Origin of the sequence: Arthrobacter sp. UYEF3, from assembly GCF_040546245.1 — a bacterium.
In the GTDB taxonomy this organism is placed as follows: Bacteria; Actinomycetota; Actinomycetes; order Actinomycetales; family Micrococcaceae; genus Arthrobacter.
In genome coordinates this window covers 112,501-130,959 of the sequence record NZ_JBEPNK010000007.1, presented here as the reverse complement: position 1 = coordinate 130,959, position 18,459 = coordinate 112,501, and the positions used below count along the sequence as shown (strand labels likewise).

The window sequence follows — 18,459 nt, the reverse complement described above, 5'->3', positions numbered from 1 at the left end:
GACAGCAAACAGGCGGTGCCGGGTCAGGACACGCGCCGGAAGTGACCCGGCTTCACCTGGACCAAATGGGCAACGCCATCTGGACCGGAGCGGTGCCCGACTGGCTCGTCGAGCGGTTCGTTGATCGACGTCTGCCCTTCCAGTTCCAGGACGCGTCCCATGCCATGCTCGAACTGTAGGTTTCAGGAGAGCTTGGAGATGTCGGTGGTGTGGAGCTGGACGGCGATCTTGAATCCTTCGGCCATGGTTAGGTAAGGGCTCCACAGGTTTGCCACCTGCTCCACCGTCATCCTGGCTTCCAGGTTGTAGACCCCGGCTGCGGCGAGGTCTCCGGCGTCCTTCGCGACGGCGGTGATTCCCACGATCCGTCCGGTGTCGGCGTCGGTGACGATCTTGATGAAGCCGCGTGTGCCCGGTTCAGCAGGGCCCTGGGCGCATATTTCAGGGGCACGACCCGGCACTCGCACCGGATGCCGGCCTCGTCGGCTTCCTTGTTCATCATGCCGACGGCGGCGGGGGCCCATGCTTCCGATACAGGAAACCGTGGAGTCCTCACCGGACTCCAGGCCGCCCGCAAAAGGTCGGTGTTCCCTGTCCCAAGCCGGCACGCACGGTTTCCTGTACCGTTCGTGACCTTCCACTAAACTGGACGGTCACGAGGTGAATCCCACGTGACAAGGCGGGCAGGATGCTTATTGGCCAAACCGCAGTAACCGCCGGCATGACGGCCAAGACACTGCGGTTCTGCGAGGAACGCGGCCTCCTCCCTGCCGCCGACAGGGCACCGAACGGATACCGCGACTACGCCCAGGAAACAGTTAGCCGGCTGGAGCAGCGTAATCTGCCGGCACTCACGGCCCTTGCTTCTGTTTTTGCGTCCAAACCGCGACACGGCCACGTCCGTTGGATGCAAAGCTGGCGTTCTACTATTCACTCAGTGTATAGATTGAGGCGTGAACAACTCCCTCACCTTGCTGGGCCTCTTGAGCCGCGAGCCGAGCTACGGCTACGACCTCAAGCACTCTTATGACCGCTACTTCGGAGCCGGAAAGGCCTTGGCTTTCGGGCAGGTGTATTCCACCCTGGCCCGCATGGTCCGCGACGAGCTGATCCGGGCCCTGGGTGAGGAGACCGGCGGCGGACCGGACCGCAAGAAATACGAGATCACCGTGGCCGGCCAGGACAGGGTGCGCGAGTGGCTGTTCACTCCCGACGTTCCCTCCGAGTCCCTGCAAAGCGAGCTCTTTGCCAAGACGGTGATCGCCTTGTTGCTCGACGACGACGCCGACCGGCTGCTCGATGTGCAGCGCGGGAAACACATGGCCCGGATGCGGGAACTGACCCGACTGAAGAAGGACGCGGACCTGCTCCGGGTCCTGATGTGCGACCACGGACTGTTCCACATCGAAGCCGACCTGCGCTGGATCGACCTCACCAGCGCCCGCCTGACCCGACTCAAGAAGGAGCTCCAGAGCGCATGAGCACCCATGACACCGCTGCACCCATCCTCAGTGCCCGCGGCCTGCACCATTCCTTTGGTCAGACGGCCGCATTGCGGGGCGTCGACCTCGACGTCCACGCAGGGGAAGTATTAGCCGTCATGGGCCCGTCCGGATCGGGCAAGTCCACGCTGTTGCACTGCCTGGCCGGTGTTCTAGTCCCCGACGCCGGTTTGGTGACCTACCGTCCCGACGGGCGGTCGCCGATGGAGATCAGTGCCCTGGGGGAGCCGCAGCGGGCCCGGTTGCGGCTGACCGATTTCGGGTTCGTCTTTCAGTTCGGCCAGCTGCTGCCGGAGCTGACGGCGGCGGATAACGTCAGCGTCCCGCTGCTGCTGGCCGGGACCCGGCGACCGGAGGCGGTTCGCCGGTCCACGGAGCTGCTGGAACGCCTCGGCCTGGACGGGCTTGGGGCCAAGTTGCCCGGTGAACTGTCCGGAGGCCAGGCCCAGCGAGTCGCCGTTGCCCGGGCGCTGGTGACGTCCCCTGCCGTGTTGTTCGCCGATGAGCCCACAGGTTCGCTCGATTCCTTCGCATCAGAGAACGTACTGACTCTGATGCTCGAGTTGGTCCGCGAAGCGGGCACCACGGTAGTGATGATCACCCACGACGCTCGCACCGCCGCGTATGCGGACCGGGAAGTCATCGTGCGCGACGGCGCCATCGGTGCGGGCTACCGGGTGTCCGCGTGAATCCCGGGTTGCTCAAGCTGGCGGTGGTTGGCAGCCGGTCGGCCTATGGCAGGCTCGCCGGAATTGCCGGTGGGGTTGCCGTCGGAGTGTGCCTGTTGTTGTTGCTGTGGGGCGGCGCCAACGGCCTGAGCGCACGTGATGACCGCGGTGCCTGGCTGCGCGAAACCGGCAGCCCATCTGTGTCCAGTCCGGCGGTAGAGGACACCAATCCAGCCCATCCAGGGCCGGCAACGCCGGTGCCGCTGACAGCCGACACGGCGCTCATGGAGGCCAACCCGGCGGAGGTCTTCCGCGACCAACTGATTAACCGCCGCGATTTCGCCGCCCTGAGCTCGAATACCGTCAAAATCCCCGGGATCGGCGCCCCGCCAGCGCCGGGTAGCTACTATGCGTCCCCGGCACTGAAGCATCTGATCGAGTCAACGCCGCGGGATGAGCTCGGTGACCGTTTCGGGACGTTTGCCGGCACGATTGACGATGCTGCCTTACCCGGACCGGATTCCCTGATCGTCGTCAAGGGAGCAACGGAAGCCGAACTCCGCCAGAACGGCAGGGCCGTCCTGGCGTCAGACTTCACGACCAACCCCTATGGTGGCAGCGCGGCCGCCTACAACACGGCGCTGTCAATCGGGGCCATTGCGGTGTTCTTCCCCGTTCTGCTGCTGATCAGCATTGTCACCGGCCTGGGCGCCGCCCAGCGCCGGGAGCGCTTCGCGACCCTGCGCCTCATCGGCGCATCCCCACAGCTCATCTCCCGGATCGCCGCCGTCGAAACCGCCGCCCCCAGCCTGATCGGGGCACTGCTAGGCGTCGTGCTGGCCATCATGCTGAGGCCGGCTGCCGCGCAAATACGGGTCAACGGCACCACGATGTTCGCGGCCGACCTAACCACCGGATGGGCGGCCGTCGCCGTCGTCGTCGCCCTGGTGGTCGCGGCCTCGACGTTTGTCGCTGCGCACCGCACGGCCCGTGCCGGGATTGGCCCCCTGGGCGTGACGAGGGCCGTGCACGAAAAAACACCCACCATGTGGCGGGCCGCGCCCTTGCTGGCCGGACTCGCTGCCATGATCACGGCTGTCCTCGTGATCCGGACCGGCCACGCGGGGCTGCTCTGGCTGGCATCGCCGCTCCTGATCCTCGGCTTTCTGCTCATCCTCGTCGGCATCGTGGTCATCGGCCCCTGGCTGACCCGCCTGGTGAGCCGGATCGGACTGCGCCAGGCGCGAAGCGCGGCGGCAGTCATTGCCGCCAGCCGGATCCAAAAGACACCGGTCGCGACCTTCCGGTCCGTATCAGGGCTGGTCATCGCCGTGTTCGTTGTCTCCGTCTTCGCCGGAGGATCCAGCATCGTCGAATCCACTGAGGTGCGCCCGGCCCGCGCCGGCCTGCTTCAGCCCACCAGCCTCCACGCCACCATAAGCAGCGGACACACCCCGGCGAAGGCTACGGAGGCCGCCCGCCAGGCCAGGGACCTGCCCGGAATCCGCAGCGCCACCGTCGGCTACGGCCCGGCAGCTCTCTCCGAAAGGGGTGCCGGTTCTGAAATCTACTTTCGCGCCGCGGACGCCCCCGACCTCGGATTCGAGGACATCCCGGCCGCAGAGACGGTCGCCGTCGATACATCGTTCCTACACTACTGGACCACGCAACCACTGGCACTGACCCCGGCACCCGCCGCCAACCTCGACGGACTGGTTCCTGTAGTGATGGTGCTCGGCACCGACGGTACCCCGGAAGCTATGGACCGTGCCCGGACAGCACTAAACGGTTCAGGCATCACGGCCATCCCTGCCACCTCCCCGTTGGACCTCAAACTGCAGTCCACCGGCCGCCTGATTCAGGGCCTGGCCGTCCTTGCCTACCTCGGCATGTTCGTCGCGATCGCCATCGCCGGCCTCTCGCTGGCCGTCGCCACCGCGTCCGCCATCCTGGACCGGAAGAGAGTTCTCGGCCTGATGCGGCTGATGGGAATGCCGGTTTCCGTCCTGCGCCGCATCGTCACCCGTGAAGCAGCAGTCCCGCTCCTGGCCGTGCTGCTGCTCTCGGTCGGCCTCGGATTCCTCGTGGCCTGGCTGATGGTGACATTCATCAACGACACCTACAGGGTGACCTGGCCGTCGCCCGGCTACTTCGTGGCCCTGGGTCTCAGTCTGCTCCTGGCCCTCGGAGCAGTCACCGCGACCTTCGGCCTCATTCGGAGCAATACGGCAATGACGGCTACCCGCTTCGACTAATTGCGCCCCAGCCGGGAGCATCGGTTTCCACGAACAGGACGGGCAAAAGGCACCGTGCGAGCGTCCGTCCAATACGAGGGACGAGGGCGGCTCGCGTGTTGGAAGGGCCGCGGGTCCAGGCAACGGGCCCAAAAGCTGGCTCAAAGAATGAATCGTCTGGCTTTTAGGTTGAGATTGCCGCGATATGGAGAGAAGCACGTGATTGCCGTGGATATGGTGACTGGCATGGAACCAGTTCTGAATTTTGCACGACGTAGGGGCGCCCCCATGGCGGCGGCCGTCTTCTTCCCACTGTGGTGTGTGGCCGAGGCAGGACGAATGGGAGGGCCCTGGCTGTCATGGCCAGGGAGTTGGTCACTGTCCTTGACGATATGGTCGGGGACATGGGCCCTGGCTCTGATGACCTTGGCGATCGCCACTGCATCCTGGAAACCGCTGGTCTCCCTCGGGTTCACGGCGGCGTTGCTCTCTGGGCAGTTGAGCCATGCCCTGCCGCCGATGGAATCCAATCACTGGGCCATCTATCTGGGCTCGTTCATCGCGCTTGGCTTCATCGTGTGGACGGCCCCCCGGCGGATACGATTCATCGCCTCGGGCGCCAATCTGGTGTTCGTGGCCCTGATGACCGTCCTCATGCTCTCCTGGAGGTACGGCAACGGCGTCGGCTGGTTCATGCCCATGTCCGACGGTGACAGGCCGATGTTTATGAACTTCGGCTGGCAGTTATTCGCACTACTCCTGTTAATCGCGGGAGCCTGCGCCGCCGTCGGACTTCTGCTGGCGCTGTACCAGGAACGGGGCAGCCTGTTCCGGGCCCGGGAACTGGCCCAAAGCAACCTGAAGGAAACCGAGATCGCCCTGATCGTCGAGCAGGAACGGACACGCATCGCCCGGGATCTGCACGACGTCCTCGCCCATTCCCTCGCGGTCATCGCGGCCCAGGCCGACGGAACCCGGTACCTGAGCAAGGACCAGCCCAAAGCCGTCCTCAACGCCCTGGACACCATCGCCCGGTCAGCCCGCAGAGCCCTCGTGGATGCCCAACGCGTGATCGAGGGAGTCCGTGATGACGGGATGGTGACGCCCCAGCCGCGGCTGAGCGACATCCCGGCACTCATCGATGGGATGCAGCGCGGCAGCTTGAAGATCCGCCCCAGCGAGTCCGGGAAGCGCGTGGAACTCTCCACCGGACAGGAGATGGCCGTCTTCCGGATCGTCCAGGAGTGCCTGACCAATGCCCTCAAACATGGCGGACGCGGCACGGATGTGCGACTCCACTTTGACTGGAGCGGGCCGGGCCTGACCCTGCACGTGGCCTCGGCCGTCGCTCAAGGCGGCAAAGAAGACACTGCCGATTCGGCCAGACGCAGGGTCGGGCGGGGACTTCCCGGCATGCGCGAACGCGCCCACCTGGCAGGGGGCTGGCTGACGGCCGGACCGGACGGCGAACATTTCCGGGTGACGGTCTTCATCCCCTACGGAACCAGGGAAGCGACGGCCGCAGACGATACAGCCGGTGCTGAGGCCGGAGGCACTTTCGAGGAGATTTCGAGGGCGGGAGCCCAACCGGTGTCGGCCGCCGCAGGCCCGCCCCGGCCGGGTTCGAGTGCACGGGAAGCGGCCGACCGTGGCTAATGCCGGGACGGGCATCACTGTGGCCCTGGTGGATGACCAGCCCCTGTTCCGGGCGGGTATCCGCATGCTGATAGAGAGTCAGGAGGACTTGGAACTCTCGGGAGAGGCTGATGACGGGGAAGAAGCAGTGGCCCTGGCAATTGAACGGTGTCCGGACGTCATGCTGATGGACCTGCGGATGCCGGTTATGGATGGCGTCGAAGCCACCCGGCGGATCGTGCAGCACGCCGCGGGGGCCGGAACCGACAAGCCCAAGATCATCGCGTTGACCACGTTCAACCGGGACCAGGCCGTGGTCCAGGCCGTGCAGGCCGGGGCGAGCGGGTATCTGCTCAAGAGCGCGGAACCCGAATTCCTGCTGGCAGCGATCCGGACCGTCCACTCCGGCTACTCGGTGATCGCACCAGGATCCATCCATTCTCTCTTCCAGCATGCTGCCCGCTACGTTCCCGCAACCGGACCGGACTTGTCCGTGCTCAACGTCCTGTCCGTGCGGGAGCGGGACGTCTTTCTACTCGCGGCCAAAGGACTCAGCAATGGCGAAATGGCGGAGAGCCTGTTCGTCTCCGAAGCCACCATCAAAACTCACCTGCGCAGCGTGCTGGACAAGCTGGATCTCCGCACCCGGCTGCAGCTGGTCGCCTTCGCCCACGAACGCCGGCTACTGGGCACTTGAACTGGCAGCAGACAAACTCCCGGCGTCACGAACCAGTCATCCACATTTGGGGGATACTCGAATGTCACTGCTCGACGCCGAAGAAACACCGGCACCCCCTGCCGGGCCAGCCCGTCAGGTCGGCGCGGACCCGGACCGGACCGGGCTGAGGTCGGGCCGCAGGGCCGCAGGCACTGGCGCGTCGCGGCCGGCGCGCTTCGGCTAGCGACCCGTCTGACCGCGCCGCTGGCATTGCCGGGGTGGCGGCCCCGGCAGCTGTCTGGCTCGGCGTATGGTGAAAACAGGGCCTGGAATTCAACTCTTCAGTCTGCTGGCCCGGTTCCGGAAAAGCTCGCCCTGAACCTCTTCAACACCGCGGGCGTCGTTGTGGCGGTCTGTGTCGCCGTCCGCGCAGTTCGCTACTGGAATGCCAAACCGGACTGGCGCAGCACCTTCGCCGCAACCGGTAACCCCCTGGCTGCCGTCCTGCTGGTCCTGCCCGTGCTGAACCTCGGCCCGTGGCGCGAGACCCTCGCATTTGGCCTAATCAACATCTTGCTGATGGGCCTGATGGGCGCAGACCTGCTGGCCCGCACCGCCTTCCTGGTCGGAGTCGCAGCCGGCGCCGGCTATGTTGACAACCTGTCCATCAAAGGTGCGTTGCTGCACTTCGGCGTACCCGAAGCTGCCGCCACCGATCCTTGGATTGTGCTGAGCCTAGTGGTGGCGGCGCTGGCAGCCGTGATCATCAAGGCTGCCAATGATCAGGGCTACCGGGTGGTCGCTTCAGCGCAACCAGGAGGTAGTCGAGTCCCTGAATTACGGCCATGTGCCCACGATAGCGTGGAGCTGCGATTAAACCCCTAGGCAGAATCCCGCTGATTGAACGTCACCTCGGTGTGCGTCTCGACTGCCCGGCCCCCGCCGGAGTCCAGCCCAGCGCGGGACCCAATGTGGTGGTGATGTCGCTGAGGATTTGAACGTAGTCCTGATGCTCGAAGCTGAAGGGCAGCGCAAACGCCACCTCGTCGACCTCCTAAAACCCCGCGTGTGCGTACAGCTGTTCGGCAATCTGGTCGCTAGTGCCGATGAGATCGGGGGCGTACAGCATACCTTTCGGCCCCTGTGGCGCCCGGGTACGGGGAGTGCGCTCGTCGACGTATTATTGGTACTTTTCCCGCTGTTTCGCTGAAGCCGAATCGGTCGGGATCACCGCCAGGCCTTGCGAGACCCGGGCCGGTCCGTGCGCCTTAGCTGACGCCGCGGCAGCTTCACGATAGGCGCGGATTCGTGATTGCTGGATGCGGGCAAAATCCGATTCCTGATTGGGTTCGGCGAAAATCACCCTGCTGGAGAGCAAACTGAATCCGCTTACCCCGGCCCAGATGGCCGACTTGTTGCTTGCCGCCCCATACCGAAGACGTTGGCGCAGTCCGGAAGAGTGCGGCTCAACACGGTTGGCGAATTCCGCAACGACACCCTGCCTGCCGGAAATTTCCCGGACCGGTTGCCCTGCGATCAAACGGGCAAGCCGATCCACCCGTTCGTAGCTGAAGTCCTCCAGCTCGGCGGAATGCGGGTACAACTCGTGCTTCACCGTCTCGTAGTGCACTGGTTCACCCACGCTCAGGCCCGGGTTGATCCGACCGCCGGCGAGCAGATCAACGGTGGCCAGGTCCTCGGCCAGTCGCAAGGGGTTTTCCAGCCTATCGGTGTCACGGCGGTTCCACGCTCGATCCGGGAGGTGCGCTGGCTGGCCGCGGCCATAATCGCAATGGGGGAGGAGATCCCGAACTGCAGATGGCGGTGGCGCAACCAAGCGCTGTCGAATCCAAGCCACTCGCCCAGTTCGATCATCTGCAGCGTCGATTCGTGCCCCGCGGCCGGATCGGCCGGATCGAAGAGGCCGATAGTGAGGAAACCAAGTTTGCGTAGCGGTCGTGAAGTGACGTGCAATGGCTTCCTTCAGGACTCGGAGTACGGCTGATTCCCATGGTAAGTGGGGACCAGGTTCCCATACCGACAACGATGAGAAGTTACCCGGTACGACATTGACGCCCGAAGTGGACCCCTTGATCCGGAGGGTATCCGTGGCTGCGAACCCGCGATGGGCGGCAGCAACGAGGACCAGTAATGGTCGATTAACTCTAAAAAGCCCGATTCACATGATTCGGTGATTGCTGCTTTCTGTCCCTAACCCGAAGTTCCGCATCAGTCAATGACACGATTTTGCATAAGGAGCCATCGATTGTTGCAGCTCGATAACGAACTTTATCTTCGGTCAACTTTCCTGCCGTTCCGCCCCGCTGTGGTTTACGCTTCATGCCATGTGAGACGCGCCACGCTGCCGCTGGGGGAGTGTGGACGTCTGCCTGGTGCCTAAGGTGCCGGTCTCATCCACACCACAGAAACAAGGAGGCGGAATGCGCTTCGGTCGTATTTCCAAAGCAGTGGGGGTCGCGGCGGCAGCTGCACTCGCACTGAGTGCCTGCGCCGGCAACAGCGGCGGGACAACCCCGTCGACTGCTGCAGCAGCCGGCAAGACAGGCGGATCGGCAACGGTCGTCGAGGTGAACGCGTTCAACACGTTCAACCCCAACACCGCAGACGGCAACACTGACATCAACTCGAAGGTCAGCTACGCCACCCACTCTGGGTTCTACTACATCGACAACAAGCTGAACGTTGTTCGCAACGAGAAGTTCGGCAAGATGGAAAAGACTTCGGATAACCCGTTGACGGTCAAGTACACGATCAACGACGGTGTTAAGTGGTCCGACGGGACGCCCGTCACCTCCGCCGACCTCCTTTTGCAGTGGGCCGCTTTCTCCGGTTACTACAACGACGCGGACGCGAAGGCGAAAACCGGAACGTCCTACTTCTCCTATGCCGGCGACCCGACCGGCATCGCGCTGACCGACTTCCCGGAAATGGGCGCCGACGGCCGCTCCATGACCATCAAGTACTCCAAGCCCTTCGCTGACTGGGAGATCGCCCTCGGCGGCCCCGGTATCGACATCCCGGCCCACGTGCTCGCCAAGAAGGCCGGCCTGGCCGACACCAAGGCGTTCGTGGACCTGCTCAAGGGCATGCCGCGCGGCGACGCCAAGGCCCCGAAGCCCGCCAGCGCACCGCTGAAGGCCATGGCCGACCTATGGAACACCGGCTTCGACACCAAGACCCTGCCGGCCGATCCGAGCCTGTACCTCTCCAACGGACCTTTCATCGTCAAGAGCGTCAACCAGGACCAGTCCTTGACCATGGTCAAGAACAAGGACTACAACTGGGGTCCGGAAGCCAAGCTGGACGAGATCACTGTCCGCTACATCGGTGAGGCTCCCGCGCAGGTCCAGGCGCTGAAGAACGGCGAAGCCGACATCATCGCCCCGCAGGCATCGGCCGACACGGTGGAGCAGCTGAAGGCACTGCAGAGCCAGGGCGTCACTGTGGACGTGGGCAACCAGCTCTCCTACGACCACATCGACCTGAACTACAGTGGTCCGTTCGCTGACAAGAACGTCCGTGAAGCGTTCATGAAGGCCGTTCCTCGCCAGGACATCGTCGACAAGATCGTCAAGAAGCTTGACCCGAAGGCGGCCCCGCTCGATTCCCAGCTGTTCGTCCCGGACCAGGCTTCCTACGCCGATTCGGTGAAGAACAATGGTTCGTCAGCGTACAAGGCGGTCGACATCGACGGTGCCAAGAAGCTCCTCAATGGGGCCACCCCCGAAGTCCGCATCATGTACAACAAGGACAACCCCAACCGCGTCGACGCCTTCTCGCTGATCCGCGAATCCGCCACCAAGGCCGGCTTCAAGATCGTCGACGGCGGCCTCGGCAAGTCTGACTGGGGCAAGGCCCTGGGCAAGGGTGGCTACGACGCCACTATCTTCGGCTGGATCAACTCGGGCGTAGGCGTCTCCGGCGTTCCGCAGATTTTCAAGACCGGCAACGACTCCAACTTCAACAAGTTCTCGGACCCGGAAGCCGACAAGCTGATGGACGAACTGATTGTCACCACCGACAAGAGCAAGCAGGACGGCCTCATCGAGCAGATCGATAAGAAGATCTGGAGTTCCGCGTACGGCTTGCCGCTGTTCCAGTCAGTGGGCGTGGAAGCCTACAGCGACCGCGTCACCGGTGTGAAGTACATGCCGAACCAGACCGGTGTCTGGTGGAACTTCTGGGAGTGGGCACAGAAGTAGCCGACGACCGCAAGCAGCACTAGCTAGCTGAAGGCGTCGGGACCAGGGCTCTACGGTCCCGACGCCTTTCTAGCGACACCGACGATGGCCTGGCCGCCGCCGAATCCCCGCGGCACCCGGCCGAATCCCCGCGGCACCCCGCCGAACCCTGCGACCGGTCCTGGCAATCCCTGGGCCCGAACACCGAGGTTGTACTCCCATGGTGACTTACGTTGTCCGGCGGCTCATGACAGCCGCCCTCATTCTTCTCGGCGCTTCCTTCCTGGTGTATCTCCTGACAGCGGCGTCCGGTGACCCCCTCCAGGAATTCCGGGACAACAACTCGCCGCAAAAACAGGCGCTGATGGACGCGCGCACCCAACTTCTGCAGCTCGACGTCCCGGCCCCCCTCCGCTACTTCAAGTGGCTCGGCGGTGCGGCCCAGTGCCTTATCCCGTTCGCCAACTCTTGTGACCTCGGCAAGAACATCGCCGGGCAGCCCGTCACCGACGCGCTAGGCCACGCCCTCATCCAGACTTTGACGCTCGTCACCGGTGCCACGGTGCTGGCCATCCTGATCGGTATCACCCTCGGCATCATTACCGCCCTGCGCCAGTACAGCACCCTTGATTACGGCGTGACGTTCATGGCCTTCCTCTTCTTCTCGCTGCCGATCTTCTGGGTCGCCGTCCTGCTCAAGGAATTCGGCGCCATCGGCTTCAACAACTTCCTGCGGAACCCGGACGTGCCGCTGCCCGCGGCACTGGGGATCGGTGTCGGGCTGGGGATCGTGGCCGCCGTCGCCGCCGGCGGGAACCCGAAGCGGCGCGTGACCGTCGGCAGCGTGGTCTTCGCCTTCGTCAGTGCGGTGCTCACCTACTTCTCCGCCACCGACTGGTTTAAGACGCCGGGCCTTGGCCCGGTCGTCATCGCCATCGCGGGCGTCGGCATCGCCTTCGCCGTTACCTTGTTGTCCGCCGGACTCAAAAACCGCAAAGCACTGCAGTCGGCACTGATCGCCGTCGGCGTCGGCGTCGTCCTCTACTTCCTCGGCCAGCCGCTGCTGAACGACGCGACGTTCCTGATGATCGTGCTGCTGGCCGTTGCTGCCGTCGTGGTGGGTCTGGCGATCGGCTACGTGATGGGCGGCTACGACCGCGGCCAGTCCATGCGTGCTGCGGCCCTCACCTCGTTCCTGGTCGGGTTCCTGATCCTGCTGGACCGGTTCATGCAGGCCTGGCCGAGCTACTTCAACAACAGCCGGGTCCGTGGCCGCCCGATTGCGACCATCGGTGCCAATACGCCGAACATCGAAGGCGACTTCTGGGTGCTGGGCCTGGACTCCTTCACCCACCTGATCCTGCCCACGATGGCCCTGATCCTGATTTCCCTGGCCAGCTACACGCGGTTCACCCGGGCTTCGATGCTGGAAATCATGAACATGGACTACATCCGGACCGCACGGGCCAAGGGCGTCTCGGAGCGCACCGTCGTGATGCGGCACGCCTTCCGCAACGCGCTGATCCCGATCGCCACCATCGTTGCCTTCGACATCGGCGGCCTGATCGGCGGCGCGGTCATCACCGAGTCGGTCTTTTCGGTCCGGGGCATGGGCTTCCTCTTCCTGGACGGCATCTCCCACATTGACCCCAATCCGGTGATGGGCGTTTTCCTCTGTGTGGCTATCACGGCCATGGGTTTCAACCTCATTGCGGACCTTGCGTACTCCGCACTTGATCCGCGCGTAAGGGTAAAAGCATGAGCCAGCCAAGCCAGCAGGACGAAATTATGGCCGAAGACGCGGCATTGCAGCCCCGCCCCGCGGCCGGCATCGAGCCCGTCCTCGAAGCCAAGGGCCTCAGCCAGGGCCAGATTGTCCGCAAACGCTTCCTCGGGCACACCGGCGCGATCATCGGCCTGGCGGTCTTTGCGCTGATCTTCCTGCTCGCCTTCACCTCGGTGGGCTACCTGGGCCTCCCCGGCTGGTGGAAATACAACCACGAGCAGGTCTCGCCGCTCGTCAACGACGGCGCGCCCACCTCCTCGCTCTGGCCTCTGGCCTGGGGCGAGCACCCCTTCGGCCAGGACCGGATCGGCCGCGACCTGTTCGCGATGACCATGCGCGGCGCGCAGCAGTCCATCACCGTCATGGTCGTGATCGGCCTCATCGCCGGCCTGATCGGCGTTCTGGTAGGCGCCATTGCCGGGTACTTCCGGGGGTGGGCCGAGGCCATCCTGATGCGCCTGACCGACGTCATCATCATCATTCCCGCCCTGCTGCTGGCGGCCGTCATGGCGCAGCTGGCCGGCCGGCGTGACTCCGGCAGCTGGTTCGCGTCGTTCGCGAGTACCAACGGCGTCCTGGCCCTGGGCATCTTCCTGGGCCTGATCAGCTGGGTCAGCCTGGCCAGGCTGATGCGCGGCGAGTTCCTCTCCCTGCGCGAACGCGAGTTCGTGGATGCTGCCCGGATCTCCGGCGCCAGCAACGCGCGGATCATCTTCAAGCACATCCTGCCCAACGCCGTCGGCGTGCTGATCGTGAACGTCACGCTGACCATGTCCGCCGCGATCCTCACCGAAACGGCGCTGAGCTACCTCGGCGTGGGCGTTAAAGCCCCGGACACGTCCCTGGGCCTGCTCATCTCGCAGAACCAGCAGGCCTTCTCCACCCGGCCCTGGCTGTTCTGGTTCCCGGGCCTGTTCATCGTGCTGATCTGCCTGAGCATCAACTTCATCGGCGACGGGCTTCGGGACGCCTTTGATCCGCGGCAGAAGAAGTTCAATTCCAAGAAGGCGCGCGACGACGGGGGGCCGGCTGCGGGGACGCCCCCAGGGACGCCCGGAGGGAAAAGCGCGGTCAGCGCTTTCGACGGATCCAAGGACAGCTAGATGCGCTGCAGCTTCGCGCGGGCGGGCGGCCTGCGGGGCGGCCGGCTACAGGGCGGCGACCGTCCAGTAGCTCGCCGCGAGCAGGACCACGACGGCGCCGGCCGCGGCCCAGCGGGGCCTCACTGCCGCTGTGGTGGAGCCGGCCTCCCCGGCGGAGAGGGTGCCGCTTTCCACCAGTTCCTGCCAGCGCGTTCGCACCAGGCGGGCGGCCTGGCCGGAATCGGTTGTCCTGAGGTCACCGGGCCGCACGGATTTGGCGGGGCCGTAGCTGATGTCCGGGAGCCCGTGCAGGTCTTCTGGGCGGGCATTGCGTCCGCCCCAGATTCCGGGCGCCGGCGCGGCCCAGGCGGCGTAGCTCTTTTGCGCCGTGACGAGCGTCAGGGCATAGCGGGTGTCCACGTGCACCAGGGCCGCCCAGGGCACCAGGACGGTACGGAACGGGTTCTCCAGGGTGACGCCGCCGTCGTGCACCACGACGGCGGGCATCCAGAAGAACTGCCAGCCCAGGAACGCAACCAACAGCAGCGGCGCCACGCTCAGCAGTCCCTCAAGGCCGGCCGAGGCGACGGTGGCCGCCACGCCGAGGCCTGCCACCGCCCAGGACAGCCAGGCGAACCACTTGTTCGTCCGGGCCTTGAAGATTTCAACGTTTCCGGCGTAGGGCACAGTGCTCATGCCCCCCATAATTCAGTATTCCGGGTCACAGCACTAATCACCGGTGCGACGGCGGCCCGGGCGGAAGGAAGAACCCAACATGACTGACTTCATCACCCTGGATCCGGCCCCGGCTCCCGTGCCTGGAAAAGGTGACATCGTCCTGGAGGTCCGCGATCTCAGCGTCGACTTTGGCGTGGACAAGAAGTGGGTTCCCGCGGCGATCGGCCTCAACTATGAGGTGCGTGCCGGCGAAGTCCTGGCGATCGTGGGGGAGTCCGGCTCCGGCAAGAGCGCCAGCTCGATGGCGTTGCTGGGCCTGCTGCCGAGCAACAGCCGGGTCAGCGGCAGCGTGAAGCTCGCAGGCAAGGAACTGCTCGGCGCCAACGAAGCGAACATCCGCGCGGTCCGCGGCAAGGACGTCGCGGTCATCTTTCAGGAGCCCATGACCGCCATGAATCCGGTCTACACGGTGGGCGCGCAGATCGTGGAGACCATCCGGCTGCACAACGAGGTTTCGCCGGAGCAGGCACGGGAACGTGCCCTGCGGATGCTCGAACTGGTGGAGCTGCCGGACCCGGAGAAGGCCTTCAAGTCCTACCCGCACCAGCTGTCCGGCGGGCAGCGGCAGCGCGCCATGATCGCCCAGTCGCTCTCCTGCGACCCCAAGCTGCTCATCGCGGACGAGCCCACGACTGCCCTTGACGTCACCGTCCAGGCGGAAATCCTGGACCTCATGCGCAACCTGCGCAACAAGCTGGACAGCGCGATCGTCCTGATTACCCACGACATGGGCGTGGTGGCGGACCTGGCGGACCGGATTGCTGTGATGCGACGGGGGCGGATCGTGGAGACCGGCACCGCGGGGGAGATTTTCCACAACCCGCAGCACGAGTACACCAAGGCCCTGTTGGCTGCCGTCCCGCACCTCGGACAGGGCGGTGAAAGCGACGATGACGTGGATGTCACTGCCGCCCTCGCAGCCGCCGCCCAGGCCGAGATCCAGGCCGTACCGCGCTCGGAGCTGCTCCGGCGCGAGCGCGATAACGCGGCCGCGCTGGCCGCCGCGGAAACGGTCAAGCCGCAGGGAGAACCCGTCCTGGAGCTCACAGACGTGGCCATCGAGTATCCCAAGCAGGGGCGGGTGCCGGCGTTCCGCGCCGTCGAAGGCGCCAGCCTCGCGATCTACCCGGGCCAGGTGGTTGGCCTCGTGGGCGAATCAGGCTCGGGCAAGACCACGATCGGGCGTGCCGCCGTCGGACTGCTGCCGGTGGCCGCGGGCACAATGAAGGTGGTGGGCCAGGATATTTCCGCCGCGAAGAAAAACGGCCGGCAACTTCACGAGATGCGCCGACATGTCGGCATGGTCTTCCAGGACCCCTCGTCATCACTCAACCCGCGCCTGCCAATCGGCGAAAGCATCGGCGAGCCAATGTTCCTCGCCGGGGTGGCGAAGGGCGCCGAGCTTCAGGCCCGGATCGAAGCCCTGCTGGATCAGGTGGAGCTGCCCCGCGACTACCGCAACCGCTACCCGCACGAACTGTCCGGCGGCCAGAAACAGCGCGTCGGCATCGCCAGGGCCCTGTCGCTGAAGCCGAAGCTGATGGTTGCGGACGAACCCACCTCGGCGCTGGACGTCTCGGTCCAGGCCAAGGTGCTCGAACTGTTCCAGAACCTGCAAAAGGAACTCGGCTTCGCCTGCCTCTTCGTCACCCACGACCTGGCAGTGGTCGATGTGCTGGCCGTCCGGATCTGCGTCATGCAGAGGGGCAGGATCGTCGAACAGGGCAGCCGGGACCAGATTCTGCGGAACCCGCAGGAGCCGTACACCCAGCGGCTCCTTGCAGCCGTCCCGCTGCCGGATCCGGAGAAGCAGCGCGAGCGGAGGGAGCTCCGCGCCCAGCTCCTCGCAGCCAGCGCCGGTTAATCGCCTGTAACCGGATTCGACGGTCCGGCGTATCCTACCAGCCGGTAGCTTTGACTTCGAAAAATTTGACACTGGAGCTATAACTCGAAATTTCCGCCGGTCACGGCTTGGCAACAGAGTTCCATCATTCGGACATTTTGCGGTTATGCTACTTCCATATGTAGGCCACGTCACAGGGATTCCCCTATGCCCGGGCCTACCGGGAAGCATAAGTCTCTCCCGCACGAACTCCCACAACTCTTAGGAGGCGGAATGCGTTTCTCGCGCACTTCCAAAGCACTGGGCATGGTGGCTATCGCCGCTTTGGCCCTGACCGGTTGCGGCGGAGGCGGTTCCAACACCGCCGGCGGCAGCACCGGTGGCGACGCCAGCAAGGTCATCATCGCCGATGGCTCCGAGCCCCAGCGTCCGCTGATGCCGGCCGACACCAACGAAGTCGGCGGCGGCAAGGTCATTGACATGATGTTCGCCGGCCTGGTCAGCTATGACCCCAACGGTAAGACCGTGAACGAACTGGCCGAGTCCATCGAAGGCAAGGACGGCCAGCACTTCACCATCAAGATCAAGAAGGACCAGAAGTTCTCCAATGGCGAGGCCATTACGGCCAAGACGTTCGTTGATTCCTGGAACTTCGGCGCGGCTGCCAAGAACGCCCAGCTCAGCGGCAACTTCTTCGAAAGCATCAAGGGTTACGACGAGGCCAGCGCCAAGGGCTCCACGGTTGAGACCATGTCCGGCCTGAAGGTCGTCGACGACCAGACCTTCACCGTTGAACTCGCGCAGCCGGAATCCGACTGGCCGCTGCGCCTCGGCTACACTGCCTTCTTCCCGGTTCCGTCCGGCGCCCTGAAGGACCCGAAGGGCTTCGGCGAGAAGCCGGTCGGCAACGGCCCGTACAAGATGGCCGACGGCGGCTGGCAGCACAACGTGCAGATCCAGCTCGTTCCGAACCCGGACTACGCCGGCCCGCGCAAGGCCAAGAACGCCGGCGTGACGTTCAAGATCTACCAGAACGACGACGCCGCGTACCAGGACCTGCTGTCCAATAACCTGGACATCCTGCAGACCATCCCCACGAGCGCCCTGAAGAACTTCAAGTCCGACCTGGGTGACCGCACCATCAACAAGCCGTACGCGGGCAACCAGACCATCGCGATCCCGGAGTACCTGCCGGAGTGGAGCGGTGACGCCGGAAAGCTTCGCCGCCAGGCGCTCTCCATGGCCATCAACCGTGATGAGATCACTAAGGTCATCTTCAGCGGCGCACGGCAGCCGGCCAAGGACTTCACCGCCCCCGTCCTGGACGGCTACAGCGACTCGATCCCGGGTTCCGAGAACCTGAAGTTCGACGCAGAGAAGGCCAAGGCCACCTGGGCCAAGGCTGACGCCATCCAGAAGTGGGACGCGAACAAGACCTTCACCATCGCCTACAACGCCGATAAGGGCGGTCACAAGGCATGGGTCGAAGCTGTTGTGAACCAGCTCAAGAACACCCTCGGCATCAAGGTTGAAGGCAAGCCGTACGCTACCTTCAAGGAAGTCCGCAACGACGCAACCGCAGGCACCCTCACCGGCGCGATCCGCGCCGGCTGGCAGGCCGACTACCCGTCGCTGTACAACTTCCTCGGGCCGATCTACAAGACCGGTGCCGGCTCCAACGACGCCCGTTACGCCAACCCGGCGTTCGACAAGGCGCTCTCCGACGGTCTTTCCGCTTCCTCCGTCAGCGACGGAAACAAGGCCATGAACAAGGCCCAGGAAATCCTCCTGACCGATCTTCCGGCCATCCCGCTGTGGTACCAGGTTGCCCAGGGCGGCTGGAGCGATAAGGTCACCAACGTTGACTACGGCTGGGACGGCGTCCCGCTGTACTACAACATCTCTGGCAAGTAACAACTGAACAACGGCGGGGGCTGCCTGGATTGGGGCCTCCGCCGTTGTTTTGCTTCCACACTTATTTATCCCTGACGGCCCAAGCCTCGGGCGTACTTTCGCAGACCCCGCGACCGTGGTGACTGTCCCGTCGTCGGACTGCATTCATAGTGAAAAGGTTCTTTGATGAACAACTCCGCCGCATCCCTGGACCGGAT

At 64.6% G+C, this 18,459-nt stretch carries 14 protein-coding genes and 2 pseudogenes; 13 read left to right on the top strand and 3 right to left on the bottom strand.

Annotated features, from left to right (window positions below):
- Positions 1-41: 41 nt before the first annotated feature.
- Entirely contained in the window at positions 42-179 is a 138-nt protein-coding gene (locus tag ABIB14_RS07415; RefSeq protein WP_354235236.1) for a hypothetical protein, read from the top strand.
- A 3-nt stretch (positions 180-182) separates the two neighbouring features.
- Here ABIB14_RS07415 and ABIB14_RS07410 read toward each other — a convergent pair.
- Positions 183-520, bottom strand: a pseudogene (locus tag ABIB14_RS07410) (oxidoreductase dimerization domain-containing protein); the annotation flags it as partial.
- A 168-nt stretch (positions 521-688) separates the two neighbouring features.
- Between ABIB14_RS07410 and ABIB14_RS18745 the strand changes: the two are divergent.
- From ABIB14_RS18745 to ABIB14_RS07375, 7 genes are all read left to right on the top strand, one after another.
- On the top strand, positions 689-1,030 hold the full coding sequence (locus tag ABIB14_RS18745; RefSeq protein WP_502909626.1) for a MerR family DNA-binding transcriptional regulator: 342 nt from the start codon (positions 689-691) through the stop codon (positions 1,028-1,030).
- Positions 954-1,481 carry a PadR family transcriptional regulator gene (locus ABIB14_RS07400; RefSeq protein WP_354235235.1) on the top strand — a complete coding sequence of 176 codons (528 nt, stop codon included), beginning with the start codon at positions 954-956 and terminating at the stop codon, positions 1,479-1,481. The genes ABIB14_RS18745 and ABIB14_RS07400 overlap by 77 nt, the downstream gene beginning before the upstream one ends.
- Positions 1,478-2,191 (top strand): ABC transporter ATP-binding protein, encoded by a 714-nt coding sequence (locus ABIB14_RS07395; protein ID WP_354235234.1) that lies wholly within the window; start codon positions 1,478-1,480, stop codon positions 2,189-2,191. Before ABIB14_RS07400 ends, ABIB14_RS07395 begins: the two co-directional genes overlap by 4 nt.
- On the top strand, positions 2,188-4,425 hold the full coding sequence (locus tag ABIB14_RS07390) for an FtsX-like permease family protein (RefSeq protein ID WP_354235233.1): 2,238 nt from the start codon (positions 2,188-2,190) through the stop codon (positions 4,423-4,425). Before ABIB14_RS07395 ends, ABIB14_RS07390 begins: the two co-directional genes overlap by 4 nt.
- A gap of 399 nt (positions 4,426-4,824) precedes the next feature.
- Positions 4,825-6,060, top strand: a complete 1,236-nt coding sequence (locus ABIB14_RS07385; protein ID WP_354235232.1) for a sensor histidine kinase — start codon at positions 4,825-4,827, stop codon at positions 6,058-6,060.
- Entirely contained in the window at positions 6,053-6,736 is a 684-nt protein-coding gene (locus ABIB14_RS07380; protein ID WP_354235231.1) for a response regulator, read from the top strand. The genes ABIB14_RS07385 and ABIB14_RS07380 overlap by 8 nt, the downstream gene beginning before the upstream one ends.
- 366 nt (positions 6,737-7,102) lie before the next feature.
- Positions 7,103-7,582, top strand: a complete 480-nt coding sequence (locus ABIB14_RS07375; RefSeq protein ID WP_354235230.1) for a glycosyltransferase 87 family protein — start codon at positions 7,103-7,105, stop codon at positions 7,580-7,582.
- Positions 7,583-7,604: 22 nt separating this feature from the next.
- Here ABIB14_RS07375 and ABIB14_RS07370 read toward each other — a convergent pair.
- A pseudogene (locus ABIB14_RS07370) lies at positions 7,605-8,671 on the bottom strand (LLM class flavin-dependent oxidoreductase).
- A 467-nt stretch (positions 8,672-9,138) separates the two neighbouring features.
- On the opposite strand from ABIB14_RS07370, the gene ABIB14_RS07365 reads away from it, so the two are divergent.
- The 3 genes from ABIB14_RS07365 (at position 9,139) to ABIB14_RS07355 (ending at position 13,788) form a co-directional block, all read left to right on the top strand.
- Complete coding sequence (locus tag ABIB14_RS07365) at positions 9,139-10,920, top strand: ABC transporter family substrate-binding protein (protein ID WP_354235229.1); 1,782 nt, start codon at positions 9,139-9,141, stop codon at positions 10,918-10,920.
- A gap of 199 nt (positions 10,921-11,119) precedes the next feature.
- Positions 11,120-12,661, top strand: coding sequence for an ABC transporter permease (locus ABIB14_RS07360; RefSeq protein WP_354235228.1), 1,542 nt, complete (start codon positions 11,120-11,122; stop codon positions 12,659-12,661).
- A 26-nt stretch (positions 12,662-12,687) separates the two neighbouring features.
- Positions 12,688-13,788: an ABC transporter permease gene (locus ABIB14_RS07355; protein ID WP_354235285.1), complete on the top strand. Its 1,101-nt coding sequence runs from the start codon at positions 12,688-12,690 to the stop codon at positions 13,786-13,788.
- A 45-nt stretch (positions 13,789-13,833) separates the two neighbouring features.
- Here the strand turns inward: ABIB14_RS07355 and ABIB14_RS07350 are convergent, their stop codons facing one another.
- Positions 13,834-14,463: a PH domain-containing protein gene (locus tag ABIB14_RS07350; protein WP_354235227.1), complete on the bottom strand. Its 630-nt coding sequence runs from the start codon at positions 14,461-14,463 to the stop codon at positions 13,834-13,836.
- Positions 14,464-14,542: 79 nt separating this feature from the next.
- Between ABIB14_RS07350 and ABIB14_RS07345 the strand changes: the two genes are divergently transcribed.
- Together ABIB14_RS07345 and ABIB14_RS07340 are read left to right on the top strand one after the other, a co-directional pair.
- Positions 14,543-16,369, top strand: a complete 1,827-nt coding sequence (locus ABIB14_RS07345) for an ABC transporter ATP-binding protein (protein WP_354235226.1) — start codon at positions 14,543-14,545, stop codon at positions 16,367-16,369.
- Between the two features lie 252 nt (positions 16,370-16,621).
- Positions 16,622-18,262, top strand: a complete 1,641-nt coding sequence (locus tag ABIB14_RS07340; RefSeq protein WP_354235225.1) for a peptide ABC transporter substrate-binding protein — start codon at positions 16,622-16,624, stop codon at positions 18,260-18,262.
- Positions 18,263-18,459 lie beyond the last annotated feature (197 nt).

Coding starts and splice junctions, on each gene's coding strand:
- ABIB14_RS18745 (WP_502909626.1), top strand. CDS start 689: ATGCTTATTGGCCAAACCGCAGTAACCGCCGGCATGACGGCCAAGACA.
- ABIB14_RS07395 (WP_354235234.1), top strand. CDS start 1,478: ATGAGCACCCATGACACCGCTGCACCCATCCTCAGTGCCCGCGGCCTG.
- ABIB14_RS07385 (WP_354235232.1), top strand. CDS start 4,825: ATGACCTTGGCGATCGCCACTGCATCCTGGAAACCGCTGGTCTCCCTC.
- ABIB14_RS07365 (WP_354235229.1), top strand. CDS start 9,139: ATGCGCTTCGGTCGTATTTCCAAAGCAGTGGGGGTCGCGGCGGCAGCT.
- ABIB14_RS07360 (WP_354235228.1), top strand. CDS start 11,120: ATGGTGACTTACGTTGTCCGGCGGCTCATGACAGCCGCCCTCATTCTT.
- ABIB14_RS07355 (WP_354235285.1), top strand. CDS start 12,688: ATGGCCGAAGACGCGGCATTGCAGCCCCGCCCCGCGGCCGGCATCGAG.
- ABIB14_RS07350 (WP_354235227.1), bottom strand. CDS start 14,463: ATGAGCACTGTGCCCTACGCCGGAAACGTTGAAATCTTCAAGGCCCGG.
- ABIB14_RS07345 (WP_354235226.1), top strand. CDS start 14,543: ATGACTGACTTCATCACCCTGGATCCGGCCCCGGCTCCCGTGCCTGGA.
- ABIB14_RS07340 (WP_354235225.1), top strand. CDS start 16,622: ATGCGTTTCTCGCGCACTTCCAAAGCACTGGGCATGGTGGCTATCGCC.